Annotated in this window: 14 protein-coding genes; 9 read left to right on the forward strand and 5 right to left on the reverse strand. The window is 65.7% G+C overall.

All coding sequences use genetic code 11. The features are described from left to right. Positions 1–206 precede the first annotated feature (206 nt). Both ilvD and PIN01S_RS12055 read left to right on the forward strand, forming a co-directional pair. A complete protein-coding gene (gene ilvD, locus PIN01S_RS12050; protein ID WP_084335914.1) occupies positions 207–2,045 on the forward strand; it encodes a dihydroxy-acid dehydratase in 1,839 nt (612 codons plus the stop codon). A gap of 127 nt (positions 2,046–2,172) precedes the next feature. Further along, the gene (locus PIN01S_RS12055; RefSeq protein ID WP_084335915.1) at positions 2,173–2,658 is read left to right on the forward strand and encodes a metallophosphoesterase family protein; all 486 of its coding nucleotides are present in this window, start codon (positions 2,173–2,175) and stop codon (positions 2,656–2,658) included. Between the two features lie 106 nt (positions 2,659–2,764). Here the strand turns inward: PIN01S_RS12055 and PIN01S_RS12060 are convergent, their stop codons facing one another. Continuing rightward, on the reverse strand, positions 2,765–3,412 hold the full coding sequence (locus tag PIN01S_RS12060) for a YitT family protein (protein WP_084335916.1): 648 nt from the start codon (positions 3,410–3,412) through the stop codon (positions 2,765–2,767). 87 nt (positions 3,413–3,499) lie between these two features. After that, positions 3,500–4,027, reverse strand: a complete 528-nt coding sequence (locus PIN01S_RS12065; protein ID WP_084335917.1) for a dihydrofolate reductase — start codon at positions 4,025–4,027, stop codon at positions 3,500–3,502. 149 nt (positions 4,028–4,176) lie between these two features. On the opposite strand from PIN01S_RS12065, the gene PIN01S_RS12070 reads away from it, so the two are divergent. The 3 genes from PIN01S_RS12070 to PIN01S_RS12080 all read left to right on the forward strand — a co-directional run bounded on the left by PIN01S_RS12070 (position 4,177) and on the right by PIN01S_RS12080 (position 8,197). Further along, positions 4,177–5,304 carry a glycerophosphodiester phosphodiesterase gene (locus PIN01S_RS12070; protein WP_084335918.1) on the forward strand — a complete coding sequence of 376 codons (1,128 nt, stop codon included), beginning with the start codon at positions 4,177–4,179 and terminating at the stop codon, positions 5,302–5,304. Between the two features lie 123 nt (positions 5,305–5,427). Then, on the forward strand, positions 5,428–6,822 hold the full coding sequence (locus PIN01S_RS12075) for a DUF2868 domain-containing protein (protein ID WP_084335919.1): 1,395 nt from the start codon (positions 5,428–5,430) through the stop codon (positions 6,820–6,822). Continuing rightward, entirely contained in the window at positions 6,815–8,197 is a 1,383-nt protein-coding gene (locus PIN01S_RS12080) for a DUF3482 domain-containing protein (RefSeq protein ID WP_084335920.1), read from the forward strand. The genes PIN01S_RS12075 and PIN01S_RS12080 overlap by 8 nt, the downstream gene beginning before the upstream one ends. A 5-nt stretch (positions 8,198–8,202) precedes the next feature. On the opposite strand, the gene PIN01S_RS12085 is transcribed toward PIN01S_RS12080, so the two are convergent. Further along, the gene (locus PIN01S_RS12085) at positions 8,203–8,997 is read right to left on the reverse strand and encodes a thymidylate synthase (protein ID WP_084335921.1); all 795 of its coding nucleotides are present in this window, start codon (positions 8,995–8,997) and stop codon (positions 8,203–8,205) included. Positions 8,998–9,494: 497 nt separating this feature from the next. On the opposite strand from PIN01S_RS12085, the gene PIN01S_RS12090 reads away from it, so the two are divergent. The 4 genes from PIN01S_RS12090 to PIN01S_RS12105 all read left to right on the forward strand — a co-directional run bounded on the left by PIN01S_RS12090 (position 9,495) and on the right by PIN01S_RS12105 (position 13,171). Beyond that, entirely contained in the window at positions 9,495–9,728 is a 234-nt protein-coding gene (locus PIN01S_RS12090) for a hypothetical protein (protein ID WP_084335922.1), read from the forward strand. 177 nt (positions 9,729–9,905) lie between these two features. Continuing rightward, complete coding sequence (locus PIN01S_RS12095; RefSeq protein ID WP_084335923.1) at positions 9,906–11,774, forward strand: PAAR domain-containing protein; 1,869 nt, start codon at positions 9,906–9,908, stop codon at positions 11,772–11,774. After that, entirely contained in the window at positions 11,767–12,456 is a 690-nt protein-coding gene (locus PIN01S_RS12100; protein ID WP_084335924.1) for a DUF2931 family protein, read from the forward strand. Before PIN01S_RS12095 ends, PIN01S_RS12100 begins: the two co-directional genes overlap by 8 nt. A gap of 52 nt (positions 12,457–12,508) precedes the next feature. After that, positions 12,509–13,171, forward strand: coding sequence for a DUF2931 family protein (locus PIN01S_RS12105; RefSeq protein ID WP_084335925.1), 663 nt, complete (start codon positions 12,509–12,511; stop codon positions 13,169–13,171). 66 nt (positions 13,172–13,237) lie between these two features. Here the strand turns inward: PIN01S_RS12105 and PIN01S_RS12110 are convergent, their stop codons facing one another. Next, on the reverse strand, positions 13,238–14,119 hold the full coding sequence (locus tag PIN01S_RS12110; RefSeq protein ID WP_084335926.1) for an ABC transporter permease subunit: 882 nt from the start codon (positions 14,117–14,119) through the stop codon (positions 13,238–13,240). Further along, positions 14,116–14,997 (reverse strand): ABC transporter permease subunit, encoded by an 882-nt coding sequence (locus PIN01S_RS12115; protein ID WP_170837210.1) that lies wholly within the window; start codon positions 14,995–14,997, stop codon positions 14,116–14,118. The genes PIN01S_RS12110 and PIN01S_RS12115 overlap by 4 nt, the downstream gene beginning before the upstream one ends. Positions 14,998–15,007 lie beyond the last annotated feature (10 nt).

The following is a 15,007-nucleotide window of genomic DNA, read 5'->3' on the forward strand; positions in this document are numbered from 1 at the left end:
CCAGCCTTTGCCCCACCCGCCGCCCCGGCGTAGAATCCGGCCATCCCTCGCCATTCATCCCCGGCGGGCTTGTGAGCCCTGGCCCGGCGTGCGGTGATCCCGCCTCGCCTTCCGGCCCCGTCCGACCGCACGGCCACTGCCGTTGCTTCCGGCTCCCGCGACGCTCACCATACGTACATAACCTGATCAGCCTGCAGGAACCCGTCATGCCCGATTACCGCTCGAAAACCTCCACCTTCGGCCGCAACATGGCCGGCGCCCGTGCGCTGTGGCGCGCCACCGGGATGAAGGACGAGGACTTCAAGAAGCCGATCATCGCCATCGCCAACTCCTTCACCCAGTTCGTGCCCGGCCACGTGCACCTGAAGGACCTCGGCCAACTGGTGGCCCGCGAGATCGAGAAGCACGGTGGCGTGGCCAAGGAATTCAACACCATTGCCGTGGACGACGGCATCGCCATGGGCCACGACGGCATGCTCTATTCGCTGCCGAGCCGCGAGATCATCGCCGACTCCGTGGAGTACATGGTCAACGCCCACTGCGCCGACGCCATCGTCTGCATCTCCAACTGCGACAAGATCACCCCCGGCATGCTGATGGCCGCCCTGCGCCTGAACATTCCGGTGGTATTCGTCTCCGGCGGCCCGATGGAAGCCGGCAAGACCAAGCTGGCCAACCACGGCCTGGACCTGGTGGACGCCATGGTGGTGGCCGCCGACGCCAGCTGCTCCGACGAAAAGGTCGAGGAATACGAGCGCAGCGCCTGCCCCACCTGCGGCAGTTGCTCCGGCATGTTCACCGCCAACTCGATGAACTGCCTCACCGAAGCCCTGGGCCTGGCCCTGCCGGGCAACGGTTCGACCCTGGCCACCCATGCCGACCGCGAGCAACTGTTCCTGCGCGCCGGTCGCCTGGCCGTCGAACTGTGCCAACGCTACTACGGCGAAGGCGACGAGTCGGTCCTGCCGCGCAATGTCGCCAGCTTCAAAGCGTTCGAAAACGCCATGACCCTGGACATCGCCATGGGCGGCTCGACCAACACCATCCTGCACCTGCTGGCCGCCGCCCAGGAGGCGGAAGTGCCGTTCGACCTGCGCGACATCGACCGCCTGTCGCGCAAAGTGCCGCAGCTGTGCAAAGTGGCGCCGAACATCCAGAAGTACCACATGGAAGACGTGCACCGCGCCGGCGGCATCTTCAGCATCCTCGGCGAACTGGCGCGCGGCGGCCTGCTGCACACCGACGTACCGACCGTGCACAGCCCGAGCATGGCCGATGCCATCGCCCAGTGGGACATCACCCAGACCGACGACGAAGCCGTGCACACCTTCTTCAAGGCCGGCCCGGCAGGCATCCCGAGCCAGGTGGCGTTCAGCCAGAGCACCCGCTGGCCGAGCCTGGACGACGACCGCGCCGAAGGTTGCATCCGCAGCGTCGAGCACGCCTATTCGAAGGAGGGCGGCCTGGCCGTGCTGTACGGCAACATCGCCCTCGACGGCTGCGTGGTGAAGACCGCTGGCGTGGACGAATCGATCCTCGTGTTCGAAGGCTCGGCGAAAATCTTCGAAAGCCAGGATAGCGCCGTGAAAGGCATCCTCGCCGACGAAGTGAAGCCGGGCGACGTGGTGATCATCCGCTACGAAGGCCCGAAAGGCGGGCCGGGCATGCAGGAAATGCTCTATCCCACCAGTTACCTGAAGTCCAAGGGCCTGGGCAAGCAGTGCGCCCTGCTCACCGACGGCCGTTTCTCCGGCGGCACCTCCGGCCTGTCCATCGGCCACGCCTCGCCGGAAGCCGCAGCCGGCGGCGCCATCGGCCTGGTCCGGGACGGTGATCGCATCCTCATCGACATCCCGAACCGCAGCATCAACCTGCTGGTCAGCGACGAGGAACTGGCCGCCCGCCGCATCGAGCAGGACAAGAAGGGCTGGAAGCCGGCCGCACCGCGCGCGCGCAAGGTGAGCACCGCCCTCAAAGCGTATGCCCTGCTGGCCACCAGCGCCGACAAAGGCGCGGTACGCAACAAGGCGCTGCTGGACGGCTGATTCCCGCTTGCCGCATCCGAGGCCCGGCGCTGGTTGGCGCCGGGCTTTTTGTTGTAGGTTTGAAACAGTCGGGCACGTTCGAGCCGGGGCCGGCGAAGCGACCACCTCAGCAACCGGGGGCACGAGGATGGCGGAACGACGAAGCGAGGTACCCAGCCTGCGGATCGGCCTGATCGCCGATACCCATGGCCTGCTGCGTCCGGAAGCGCTGGAACGCCTGCGTGGCTGCGACCATCTGATCCATGCCGGCGATATCGGCGGCTCGGAAATCCTCGCCCAACTGGAAAGCATCGCCCCGCTGTCGGTGGTGCGCGGCAACAACGATACCGGCGAGTGGGCGGAAAACCTGCCCGAGCGCCTGGTGATAAAGTTCGGCCGCATCGCCATTTATGTGCTGCACGACCTCAAGACCCTCGACATCGACCCCGCCGCGGAAAAGATCGCCGTGGTGGTCGCCGGCCATTCCCACAAACCCGCCCTGCTGGAACGCGACGGCGTGCTCTACGTCAATCCCGGCAGCGCCGGCCCGCGTCGTTTCAAACTGCCGATCAGCGTCGGCAGCCTGTTCATCGAAGGGCAGGACGTGCATGGGGAATTGATGACGCTGGATTAGCCGAGGAAACGAGGCCCGGGAATTCCAGGAAGCTGGTTTTTATTCGGTGTGATGTCGCGCCGGATCGCCGTCGTAGCCGGATGCAATCCGGAATAATCGCAGCCACTCAACTCACGCCCCGATAACGCCCGGCGCGGTGGTTGATCGCCAGGACCATATTCAGCGCCAGCGCGCCGAGGACAGACAGCAGCACTTTGTCCGCCGGCACGATGAACAGCGCCGCCAGCACGATCGCCGCATCGATCGCCATCTGCACCTTGCCGGCTCGCAGGCCAAAGCGCTCCTGCAGGAACAGTGCGAGAATATTCACCCCGCCCAGGCTGGCGCGGTGGCGGAACAGCATCAGCAGGCCGAGCCCCATGGCGAAACCGCCGAACAACGCGGCATAGAGCGGGTTCAACCGGGAGAAACCGACCCACTGCGGGGTCAGCTCGGCCAGCCACGACACCAGGCCGACCGCGCAGAGGGTGCGCAAGGTGAACATCCAGCCCATGCGCCAGATCGCCAGCGCATAGAACGGCAGATTGATCAGGAAGAACGCCCAGCCGAACGACCAGCCGAGCAGGTACTTGAGTAGGAACGCCAAGCCCACGGTACCGCCGGTGAGCAACCCGGCATGGCCGTAGAAAGCGATGCCCAGGGCAACCATGGCGGTGCCCGTCAGCAGCGCCAGGGCATCCTCCCACAGCCGATGACGGACGATCAGCGCGGCCAGGTCTTCGACCTGGGAACCATCGGACCTGGCTGAAGCCATGGGGATAACCTGTCGTGCAAGGGGCGAAGCGGGAATGCTAGCCCCGTGCACATCCAGCCGACTTGGCCGGGGTCAAGAAAGCGGCGATCAGCGCCGCACCCAGGTCTCGAAATCGTAGGCCGGCGTATCCGCCGTGGCGGGATGCTCGTCATGGGCCTCACGTACCCACTCCGCCTCACTGAACTCAGGGAACCAGGCATCGCCCTCCGGGCGCAGGCCTACCCGGGTCAGGTAGAGGCGGTCGGCCCGCTCCAGGGCCTGGGCGTAGAGCTGCGCGCCGCCGATCAGCATCAGCTCACCGGCGCCCTGCTCGCGGGCCCAGTGCTCGGCGCGTTCGATGGCCGCGTCCAGCGAGGCGAAGGCTTCCGCACCCTCGAGCTGCAACCCGGGCTGGCGGCTGACCACCAGATTGAGCCGGCCCGGCAGCGGCCGACCGAGGGAGTCCCAGGTCTTGCGACCCATGATCACCGGCTTGCCGAGGGTCATGGCCTTGAAATGCTTGAGGTCCGCCGGCAGGCGCCAGGGCAGTTGATTGTCGCGGCCGATCACGCGGTTCTGCGCGAGGGCGGCGATCAGGGCGAGGGGGAGTGTGGTCGTATTCATGGCGGCGAGCATACCAGAGGACATCTCGCCGGCCAGCCCAGCCTAAGCTGTGTCAAATCGCTCACAAATCCACCCTGTCACCGGACGGTTACCGGAATAACGCCAAACCGTCACGGGTCGCCGGGCAGTCTTGTCCGACTAAACCGCAAGGAGATGCCGAGATGTCCCATAAACACCCCGCGATCCTGCGTCATTGGCTGCTCGCCTGCAGCCTGTTGTTGCCGCTGATGTCCCACGCCGCCCCCGCAGCCACCGTCAGCACCGAAGCCCGCGGCCGCCACCACGTCGAGCCGAGCCCCTTGGTGATCGGTCATCGCGGCGCCAGCGGCTACGTGCCCGAGCACACCCTGGCGTCCTACGCGCTGGCGGTTCTGCAAGGTGCCGACTACATCGAGCCGGACCTGGTGATGACCAAGGACGGCCAGTTGATCGCCCGCCACGACAACGAGCTGGGCCTGACCACCGACGTGGCGCAACGCCCCGAGTTCGCCGACCGCCGGCGCACCCAGACCGTCGACGGGGTGACCCTCACCGGCTGGTTCAGCGAAGATTTCACCCTGGCCGAGATCAAGTCGCTGCGCGCCATCGAGCGCATCCCGACGATCCGCCCCGGCAACGCCCGCCTGGACGGCGCCTTCGAAGTACCGACCCTTCAGGAAATCATCGACCTGGTGAAATCCCTGCAAATCAGCCAGCAGCGGGTCATCGGTCTCTACCCGGAAACCAAGCACCCGACCCACTTCCAGCAGCTCGGCCTGGCCATGGAGCGCCCGCTGGTGCGCATCCTCGCCCGCAACGGCTACGCCAGCCGCTGGTCGCCGGTGTATATCCAGTCCTTCGAGGTGGAGAACCTCAAGACCTTGAGCCGCCTGACATCCCTGCGCCTGGTGCAGTTGCTGTGGACCGACGGCCAGCCCTACGACCAGCAGGTGCTGGGCACGGGCCTTACCTACGCCCAGATGAGCACCCCGGCCGGGCTCAAGGCCATCGCCCGCTACGCCGCTGGCATCGGCCCGGAGAAGAGTCAGATCATCCCGCGCGACGCCGCCGGCAACCTCACCAGCCCCACCCGCCTAGTACCCGACGCCCACGCTGCCGGGCTCAAGGTGCACCCCTATACCTTCCGCGCCGAGAACAGCTTCCTCCCGACCGATTTGCGCAGCAGCAGCGACCCGCAAGCGCGCGGCGACACCGAGACGGAGATCCGCGCCTTCCTCGACGCCGGTATCGACGGCCTGTTCATCGACCAGCCGGACATCGCGGTGAAGGTGCGCGAAGCACGGCAGTGATTCCTCCTCCTTACGCCTCCCGGTATCCCATGAGGCGTAAGGAGAACCACGTCGGCACCAAACTATCCCACCACTCTCGCTCAGCGGTTATCCTCAAGGCTGATTCCGCCGACGAGACGCCGCGTGACTGCCGCCTCCCCCACTCCACTGACCCACCTCGATCACCTCTGGCTCTGCGAAGCCGTACGCCTGCGCGAAGAGCACACCGGCCCGCTGGAGGACCGCGAAGCCAATCGCCAGGCCAATACTGGCGGCGGCGACCTGCCGACTCGGATTCGCCGGCGGGCGCTGTTTCTCGCCGAGCGCGACGGCCAACTCGCCGCCCTCCGTCACTGGCATCAGGGCGCGCGGCTGGCGGGTTACCTGCTCCTGCTGCTGGCCGTGGTCGGCGGTAGCGGACTGGCAGTCGCCGCCCTCGGCGACGGGCAACGGCCGGTCAATGTGTTCTGGGCCCTGGGCAGTCTGCTCGGCCTGCACCTGCTGATGCTCCTCGGCTGGCTGTTCAGCCTGCGCTACGCCGGCGACAGCGGCGGCGCCCTCGGCCGGCTGTGGCTCTGGCTCAGCGAAAAACTCGCCCGCGATGCCCAGGCCGCGCACCTGGCGCCGGCCCTGCTGCTCCTGCTGCAACGTCGCCGCCTGGCGCGCTGGGGATTGGGGGCACTGGTGAACGGCTTCTGGCTGCTGACCCTGCTCAGCGCCGTGCTGACCTTACTCGCGCTACTCTCCACCCGTCGCTATGGCTTCGTCTGGGAAACCACGCTGCTGAGCAGCGACACCTTCGTCAGCCTTACGCGGGCCCTCGGCGCCCTGCCGGCGCTGATCGGCTTCCCGCTGCCGGACGTCGCCACCATCCGCGCCAGCGGTGACGTCGCCGTGCCCCTGGAAAGCGCCCGCCACGCTTGGGCCGGCTGGCTGATCGGGGTGCTGCTGGTCTATGGCCTGCTGCCACGCCTGCTGCTCGCCCTGTTCTGCCTGTGGCAATGGAAACGCGGCACGGCGGCACTGGCACTGGATCTTTCCCTGCCCGGCTACCAGCTCCTGCGTGAACGCCTGCAACCGGCCAGCGAGCGCCTGGGTGTGAGCGAAGAAGCGCCCGCCGCGCTGCCCGAGCCCAAGGGCGGCGCCTACCCCGGCGACAGCGCCGGCGCGCTGCTGGTGGCCGTCGAACTGGACGATCGTCGCCCCTGGCCGCCCGCCTTGCCGAAGAGCGTGGCCGATGCCGGCATTCTCGACAGCCGCGAACAGCGCCAGCGCCTCCTCGACCAGCTCACCCGCTTCCCGCCCGAGCGCCTGGTCATCGCCTGCGACCCGCGCCGCTCGCCCGACCGCGGCACCCTCGCCCTGCTCGGCGAGTTGGCGCGCACGGCCAGCGCCACCCGTGTCTGGCTGCTCCAGGCCCCGCCCGGCGAAGCGCTGGACAGCGAGCGGCTGGAGGACTGGCATCAGGCCCTCGCGCAACTCGGCCTGCCCCACGGCTGCAGCGCACCGCTGCACTGGCTGGAGAGCGGACATGACTGAAAGCCGCACGAGCCAACCGCTGAAACTCGCCGTGGTCGGCCACACCAACGTCGGCAAGACCTCCCTTTTGCGCACCCTGACCCGCGACACCGGCTTCGGCGAGGTCTCGCACCGCCCCAGCACCACCCGCCACGTCGAAGGGGCGCGCCTCTCGGTGGACGGCGAGCCGCTGCTGGAGCTGTACGACACCCCCGGCCTGGAAGACGCCATCGCCCTGCTCGACTACCTGGAACGCCTGGAGCGGCCTGGCGAGCGTCTCGACGGGCCGGCCCGGCTGGCCCGCTTCCTCGACAGCAGCGAAGCCCGCCAGCGCTTCGAACAGGAAGCCAAGGTGCTGCGCCAGTTGCTCGCCTCGGATGCCGGGCTCTACGTGATCGATGCCCGCGAGCCGGTGCTGGCCAAGTACCGTGACGAACTGGCGGTACTCGCCGGCTGCGGCAAGCCGCTGCTGCCAGTACTCAATTTCGTCGCCCGCCAGGACACCCGAGAGAACGAGTGGCGCGAAGCCCTGGCACGCCAGGGGCTGCATGCCTTGGTGCGCTTCGACAGCGTCGCCCCGCCGCTGGACGGCGAACGCCGGCTGTATGAAAGCCTGGCGCTGCTGCTGGAGCGCTCGCGTCCGCAGCTGGAGCGCTTGATCGCCGATCACGAAGCCCAGGCACGCGCCCGTCAGGAGGCCGGAGCCCGGTTGATTGCGGAGCTGCTCATCGACGCCGCCGCCTGCAGGCGCAGCGTGGCCAGCCAGCCGGTTCTCGAGCAGGGCGCGATCCGCGAACTGCGCGAAGCCATCCGCCAGCGCGAGCAGCGCTGCGTCGAAGCCCTGCTGCGCCTCTACGCGTTCCGCCCGCAGGATGCCCAGGCTGGCGACCTGCCGCTGCTCGGTGGCCGCTGGGGCGACGATCTGTTCAATCCGGAAACCCTCAAGCAACTCGGGGTGAAGGTCGGCGGCGGCATGGCGGCCGGAGCGGCGGCGGGCGCGGGGGTCGATCTGCTGGTCGGCGGCATCACCCTCGGCGCCGCCGCGCTGCTCGGCGCACTCGCCGGCGGCGGCCTGCAGACCGCCCGCAACTACGGCGGCCGCCTACTCGGCAAACTCAAGGGCCAGCGCGAACTCAGCGTCGACGACAACGTGCTGCGCCTGCTCGCCCTGCGCCAGCGCCAACTGCTCGCCGCCCTCGCCAGCCGCGGCCATGCCGCACAACAGGCGATCCGCCTGGAAAACCCGCAGGATGGCACCTGGCGCAACGGCAAGCTGCCGGAAGCCCTGTACAAGGCCCGCGCTCATCCGGAATGGTCGTCGCTCAATCCCGGCGCACGGCTGGAACAGGCGGAGCGGCAGGTGCAGATCGTGGCGCTGGCCGTCGAGTTGAAATAGCCGGTTCAGACCGCAACCGGTGCCTTGATATGCGGGTGCGCCTGGTAGCCCACCAGCTCGAAGTCCTCGTAGCGGAAGGCGAACAGGTCCTTCACTTCCGGATTGAGCTTCATAGTCGGCAGCGGCAGCGGCTCGCGGGAGAGCTGGAGGTCGGCCTGTTCGAGGTGGTTGGCGTAAAGATGGCAGTCGCCGCCGGTCCAGATGAATTCGCCCGGTTCCAGATTGCAGACCTGCGCCACCATCAGAGTCAGCAAGGCGTAGCTGGCGATGTTGAAGGGTACGCCGAGGAAGATATCGGCCGAGCGCTGGTAGAGCTGGCAGCTCAGGCGGCCCTCCGCTACGTAGAACTGAAACAACGCGTGGCACGGCGGCAGGGCCATCTGGTCGACCAGCGCCGGATTCCAGGCGGAGACGATCAAGCGGCGTGAGTCCGGATTCTTGCGGATCATCTCGATCAGCTTGGCGATCTGGTCGATGGACTCGCCGTTCGGCGCCGGCCAGTTGCGCCACTGGTAGCCGTAGACCGGGCCAAGGTCGCCGTTTTCGTCGGCCCATTCGTCCCAGATGGAAACGCCGTTTTCCTTCAGGTAGCGGATGTTGGTGTCGCCGGCGAGGAACCACAGCAGCTCATGGATGATCGATTTCACATGACACTTTTTGGTGGTCACCAGCGGGAAACCGTCGGCCAGGTCGAAACGCATCTGGTAGCCGAACACGCTGTAGGTGCCGGTGCCGGTGCGGTCGCTCTTGAAGGTGCCGTGCTCGCGCACGTGGCGCATCAGGTCGAGGTACTGTTTCATCGCGGGCTCGAAGGCGGGGGGAGCCGGCAATGGTAAGAGGCGCCCGGTCGCGGTTCAAGTTGGCCGCGACGGGGCGCGCTGGCGGGCTACCACGCCATGCCGATGCTGGCTGGTTCGCATTTCGCCCTGCCGGGCTTGTTCCGGGTCGGTCGGCGGACTAGAGTCTGGCCCGTCACGGCATAGCCGTGACGAACGGGTGTGGTAACCCAGACAACCGGGGCGCGGTAGGCGCCATAGACGAGAGCGGACACTTTTTAGTGTGCGTTGCGTTCTCGTGTCATCATGGCGGGCCGTGCAAGGCAGGCTTCGGCCTGGCCGGTTCCCTCGGTTGCCGGTTTACCACCCTTGCACGGTTCCGCCTCCATTCGTGTGGTAACGGATGGCGGCGGATTTCGCCAAACCGAGGAGCAACGGATAATGCGCTATCCCCCTTTTACCCCAGGGCTCCGCCCTGTCGTGTGTCATGCCGTAGTTATGACCTTCACCGGAGGTACGCCATGGCTGACGTGATCCCCTTCCCGCCCCGCCCACCGGCCATCGACATTCCCGACTGCCCCTTCCAGGCCGACGCCGAGATGCGTCTGCGGGTAGCGCAACAAGCCATCCAGGCTGTCCTGCGCCAGGAAGGCAGGGTCCTGGCCTCCCCCTGGATCGACGTCGGCCTCGGCGCCGTCCGCCTGCTCGACGAAGTCCAGATGCTGTACCGGCGTTCACTGCAAAGCAGACACTGATCGCAAAAGCGCGCCGTCGGGGTGAGGTGATTCGCGCCCTGACGGCCTTTCCTGCGATGGGTCATAGTCCCTTGCAGCGCTGGTTTCAAGTTTCGAACATCCGGTTTGCAGGCTCCTGCTTCCCTGAGGCAGAGTTCTTCACTAACGTAACTATTAGTTAGTGCTAATGGAACCAGCATGTCCGGAAAACCCGCCGCCCGCCAGGGCGATGCCGTCACCTGTCCCGCCTGCGGCAAGGCCATCGTCGCCTCCGGCTTGTCCGACGTTACCTTCGAACACCAACCCGCCGCCCGCGCCGGCGATACCTGCACCTGCGGCGCACCGCTGACCCGGGACGTATCCAGCACCGTCCTCATCAACGGTCGTCCCGCTTTGTTCATGGGTAGCAGCGCCGAGAATGGCGGGGTGATCATCAGTGGTGCCGGGACGGTGGTGATTGGCGATCAGGTGGCCCCTGCGGACTTCGAGCCTCCCTCATCGATGCCTGGCGCCCCTTTGGCTCCGCCTGCCACTCCAGCCACGCCCAGCACCTGGCGCGAGGAGCCCGGCGACCCCGCCCCGCTGGGCCTGGAGGAAGAGGACGAAGAGGAAGAGCTCGAAGAACCCGCACAGCAAGCCGTTACCCTGCGCATTGGCGTGTTCTTCGACGGCACCGGCAACAACCTCGGCAACAGCGCGCTGGTCGCCGGCTGCTTCGCCAGGGACGTCGACCTGGAGCACGCCGCAGAGGACATTCGCACCTTCTGCGCCCGTTATGGCTTCGACGGCAAGGGCAGCTCGCCGGACAACAGCTATGGCAACGACAAGAGCAATGTGGCGCGGTTGTATGAGTTGTATCGGGATGACAGTCAACTTGTACTGGAGCGAGGTGAGCGAGAGGCTACGCTCCGAGTCTATGTCGAAGGCATCGGTACCCGCAGCGGCCAGACCGACTCGCTCTATGGCCAAGCCACCGGACTGGGCGCCACGGGTGTGGTGGCTCGGGTCAAGCAGAGTCCCCAGCTGCTAATCGAGCAACTCGGCCTGTTCAGGCGCAACAACCCCGACGTAGTGGTCAGTCGTATCGAATTCGACGTCTTCGGTTTCAGCCGGGGCGCCGCCGCCGCCCGGCATTTTGTCAACGACGTGCTCAAGGGCGACAGCAGCCTGATTGCCAACGCCTTGCCCAGCGGTTCCCCCGGTTTAAGCGAGGGCTTCGCCTGGCGCCCCGGCGTGGACGTGGCCCTCAACTTCATCGGCCTGTTCGACACCGTGGCCGGCATCGTCTCGCTGCGGGACGGCGACTTCGGCGCCCACAACGCCGCCAACCCCGGCGTGAATCTGCGCCTGACCCCGGACATGGCGCGCAAGATCGTCCATCTGGTGGCCCGCGACGAGGTACGCCACAACTTCGCCCTCAACAGCGCCGGCGCCGCCGATATCCGCCTGCCCGGCGTGCACTCCGACGTCGGCGGCGGCTACCTGCCCCGCGCCCCGGAGCGGGTACTGCTGAGCAAACCGCGCAGCCTCACCGTCAGCCGGGATACCCTGCCCGAACGCAGCCACCCCTATCGCGCGACCCAACTGGAATCGCAGAACCATCACTGGTTTCTTCTTGAGAGCCGGGGCCTGCCCCTGCAAGTCGTACTCTGGGAAACGGAGCTGCCTTACCGCCCCAAAATCGACCCTTTCCCGGAAAAGCGCGTCCATGCCGCCCTGATCAGCAACCGTGTGGTGCTCGGCGACCTCGCCCTGATCTACCTGCGTATCATGCGCGAGCTGGGCGTGCGCAACGGCGTGCCCTTCGACCCCATCGATGACTATGACCGGCAACTGGCCCTGCCCGATGAACTGAAGCCCATCGCCGCCAAGCTGATGGCCTATGCCTTGGGACAGAGCCCGAGCCTAGGATTGACCGAGCGGGAAGAAGCGCTGCTGTACACGCGCTACATCCACCAGTCCGCCCACTGGAACGCAGCCGTGGGCCGGAACGGCAGCGACCTCGATACGGTCTTCGTCAACCGCCCAGCCGACAACCATCAGCGAGTGATCTACCCCAATGAATAAGACCCGCGTCCTGCTCAACACCTGCCTGCTGTCGCTGCTGACTGTGCTTGCCGGTTGTGCCAACGGCCGTGGCCAGTCCTTGCCTTATGACTCCTGGTATCTGAACTTCTTTTCCCCGGATTACATGGAGGCCTGGGTCGAGACCAGCGAAGTCGTAGACATTAAAAACCGAGGCTTTTCGAACGTACTGGGGGGCGTCGTTTCGAGTGGATATCCGCGTGCTTTGAGCAAGGGCATCCCCACCGAATTCAAAGGCAACCCCAAAGGTTGGCCGAAAAAGCCCGGAGGCGGCGGCGGAAAACATGTGATTGGTGCCGACCTACCTCGGGTGATCTACGTGAACTGGCAATCCCTGGTGGAGCCGCAGACCTACGAGGTCTATATCGAGATTACAGAGGAAATGCGGCAGATCATGCTCAAGCCGGAAAAGGCCTATTGCAACCTAGATGGCAAGTGGATCACCGATTACCGCCGCTTCCTCACTATCGGATTAGCGCCAGGCGGCATCGCCAAGGTTTGGGCACAATCCCCTTGCCTAATCCCCATCGAAGTCACCCGCGTCGTCGGCAAGGTCGATCCGCGCGGGCCGTATCTAGGGCGCTCGGGAGGACGGTATCGCCCGCTCAGCGATATCTCCAAGGCCTACGTCGAGAAATTCGGCGTGCCCTATGGCTCATGGTGACGGCTGGCTGGTCATCGGCCAGCCGACAACCCTCAGCGAGTGATCCATCCCAATGAATAAGACCCGCCTCCTGCTCAATTCCTGTTTGCTGTCGCTGCTGAGTGTGCTCGCCGGTTGTGCCAACGGTCGTGGCCACTCGCTACCCTATGACGCTTGGTTCCTGGGCTTCGGGGCTCCCTCTGACATGGAAGTCTGGATCGAAACCGCCGATGTGGTGGATATCCAAGGGCGCGTATTCCGCCAAGCCATGAGCGGCACTGCGGCAATCCAGACACCGCCGGACAATCGCGGCAACCCCAGGGGCTGGCCGAAGCGGCCCGGTATCGGAGCAGGCAAACTCGTCCTCGGTGCAGACCTACCCCAGGTGATCTATGTGAACTGGCAATCCCTGGTGGAGCCCCAGACCTACGAGGCCTATATCGAAATACCCGAGGAAACGCGGCAGCTCATGCTCAAGCCAGAAAGGGCGTATTGCCCGGACGGTAAGTGGACGACCGATTACCGCAATTTCCTCACCATTGGGCTGGCACCGGGTGGCATCGCCAAGGTCTGGGTGCAAGGCCCTTGCCTGGAGGCCATCGAAGTCACCCGCGTCGTGGGCAAGGTCGATCCGCGCGGGCCGTACCTGGGACGCTCCGGTGGACGGTATCGCCCACTCAGAGATATCTCCAAGGCCTACGTCGAGAAGTTCGGCGTTCCCTACGGCTCGTGGTAATCGCCCGCTCTCTGAAATGAAAAAGCCCGCGCTGGAGCGCGCGGGCTTTTCGTTTCCGAACGTCGGTCAGGCCGCCTGGGTGCCCGATTTCCAGGAGGAGCCCGCCGCCTCTTCGGCCATGACTTCCATGGCCTGCTGCATCGCCCGCTTGCGGCGCTCTTCGGCGCGGCGAGTGAAGTACCAGGCGAGGAAGGTGGCAAAGGACACCACCAGCAGGATCAAGCTGGCCACGGCGTTGATTTCCGGCTTCACGCCCAGGCGCACGGCGGAGAAGATTTCCATCGGCAGGGTGGTGGAACCGGGACCGGAGACGAAGCTCGCCAGCACCAGGTCGTCCAGCGACAGGGCGAAGGACATCATCGCCCCCGCCGCCAGCGAGGGCGCGATCATCGGGATGGTGATCAGGATGAACACCTTCCACGGCTTGGCGCCCAGGTCCATGGCAGCTTCCTCGATGGACAGGTCCAGCTCACGCAGGCGCGCCGAGACCACCACGGCCACGTAGGCCGAACAGAAGGTGGTATGGGCGATCCAGATGGTCAGGATGCCGCGCTGTGCCGGCCAGCCAATCAGTTGCGCCATGGCCACGAACAGCAGCAGCAGCGACAGGCCGGTGATCACCTCGGGCATGACCAGCGGCGCGGTGACCAGGCCACCGAACAGGGTTCGGCCCCGGAAACGCGGAACGCGGGTCAGGACGAACGCGGCAAGAGTGCCCAGCGCGGTCGCGGCGATGGCGGTGTAGAAAGCGATTTCCAGGGAGCGCGCCACCGCACTCATCAGTTGGCTGTTGTCGAGCAGGCCGACATACCACTTCACCGACCAGCCGCCCCATACGGTCACCAGGCGCGAGCCGTTGAAGGAGTAGATGACCAGGATGACCATCGGCAGGTAGATGAACAGCAGCCCCGCCCAGAGCATGAGGTTGGAAAAACCGAAGCGCTTCATGTCCGGCCCTCCAGCTCTTTAGCCTGGTTGCGATTGAACAGGATGATCGGGACGATCAGGATCGCCAGCATGATCACCGCCAGGGCGGATGCCACCGGCCAGTCGCGGTTGTTGAAGAATTCCTGCCAGAGCACCTTGCCGATCATCAGGGTCTGCGGCCCGCCGAGCAGCTCGGGAATGACGAACTCGCCGACCACCGGGATGAACACCAGCATGCAGCCGGCGATGATGCCGTTCTTCGACAACGGCACGGTGATCTTCCAGAAGCTGTTGAAGTTGCTCGAGCCCAGGTCGGACGCGGCCTCCAGCAGGCTCATGTCGTGCTTCACGAGGTTGGCGTAGAGCGGCAGGACCATGAACGGCAGGTAGGAATAGACCACGCCGATGTACACCGCGACGTTGGTGTTGAGGATCTGCAGTGGCTCGTCGATCAGGCCGATGCCCATCAGCAGGTTGTTGAGCAGGCCGTTGCTGCTGAGGATGCCCATCCAGGCGTAGACGCGGATCAGGATCGCGGTCCAGGTCGGCATCATGATCAGCAGCAGGTAGACGGTCTGCATTTCCTTCGACGACCGGGCGATGGCGTAGGCCATCGGATAGCCGATCAGCAGGCATAGCAGGGTGCTGAAGAAAGCGGTCTTCAGCGAGCCCAGGTAGGCCGCCAGGTAGAGTTCGTCTTCGCTGAGCATCAGGTAGTTGCCCAGGTTGAGCACCACCTGCAGTTGCTGGTCGACGTAGCTGTAGATTTCCGTGTACGGCGGAATCGCCACGTCGGCCATGGCGAAGCTGATCTTCAGGACGATGAAGAACGGCAGCAGGAAGAACAGGAACAGCCAGACGAAGGGTACGCCGATGACCGCATGCCGGCCCCGCGGCAGCAGTCGGCTC

Source organism: Pseudomonas indica NBRC 103045, assembly GCF_002091635.1.
GTDB classification, from domain to species: Bacteria; Pseudomonadota; Gammaproteobacteria; order Pseudomonadales; family Pseudomonadaceae; genus Pseudomonas_M; species Pseudomonas_M indica.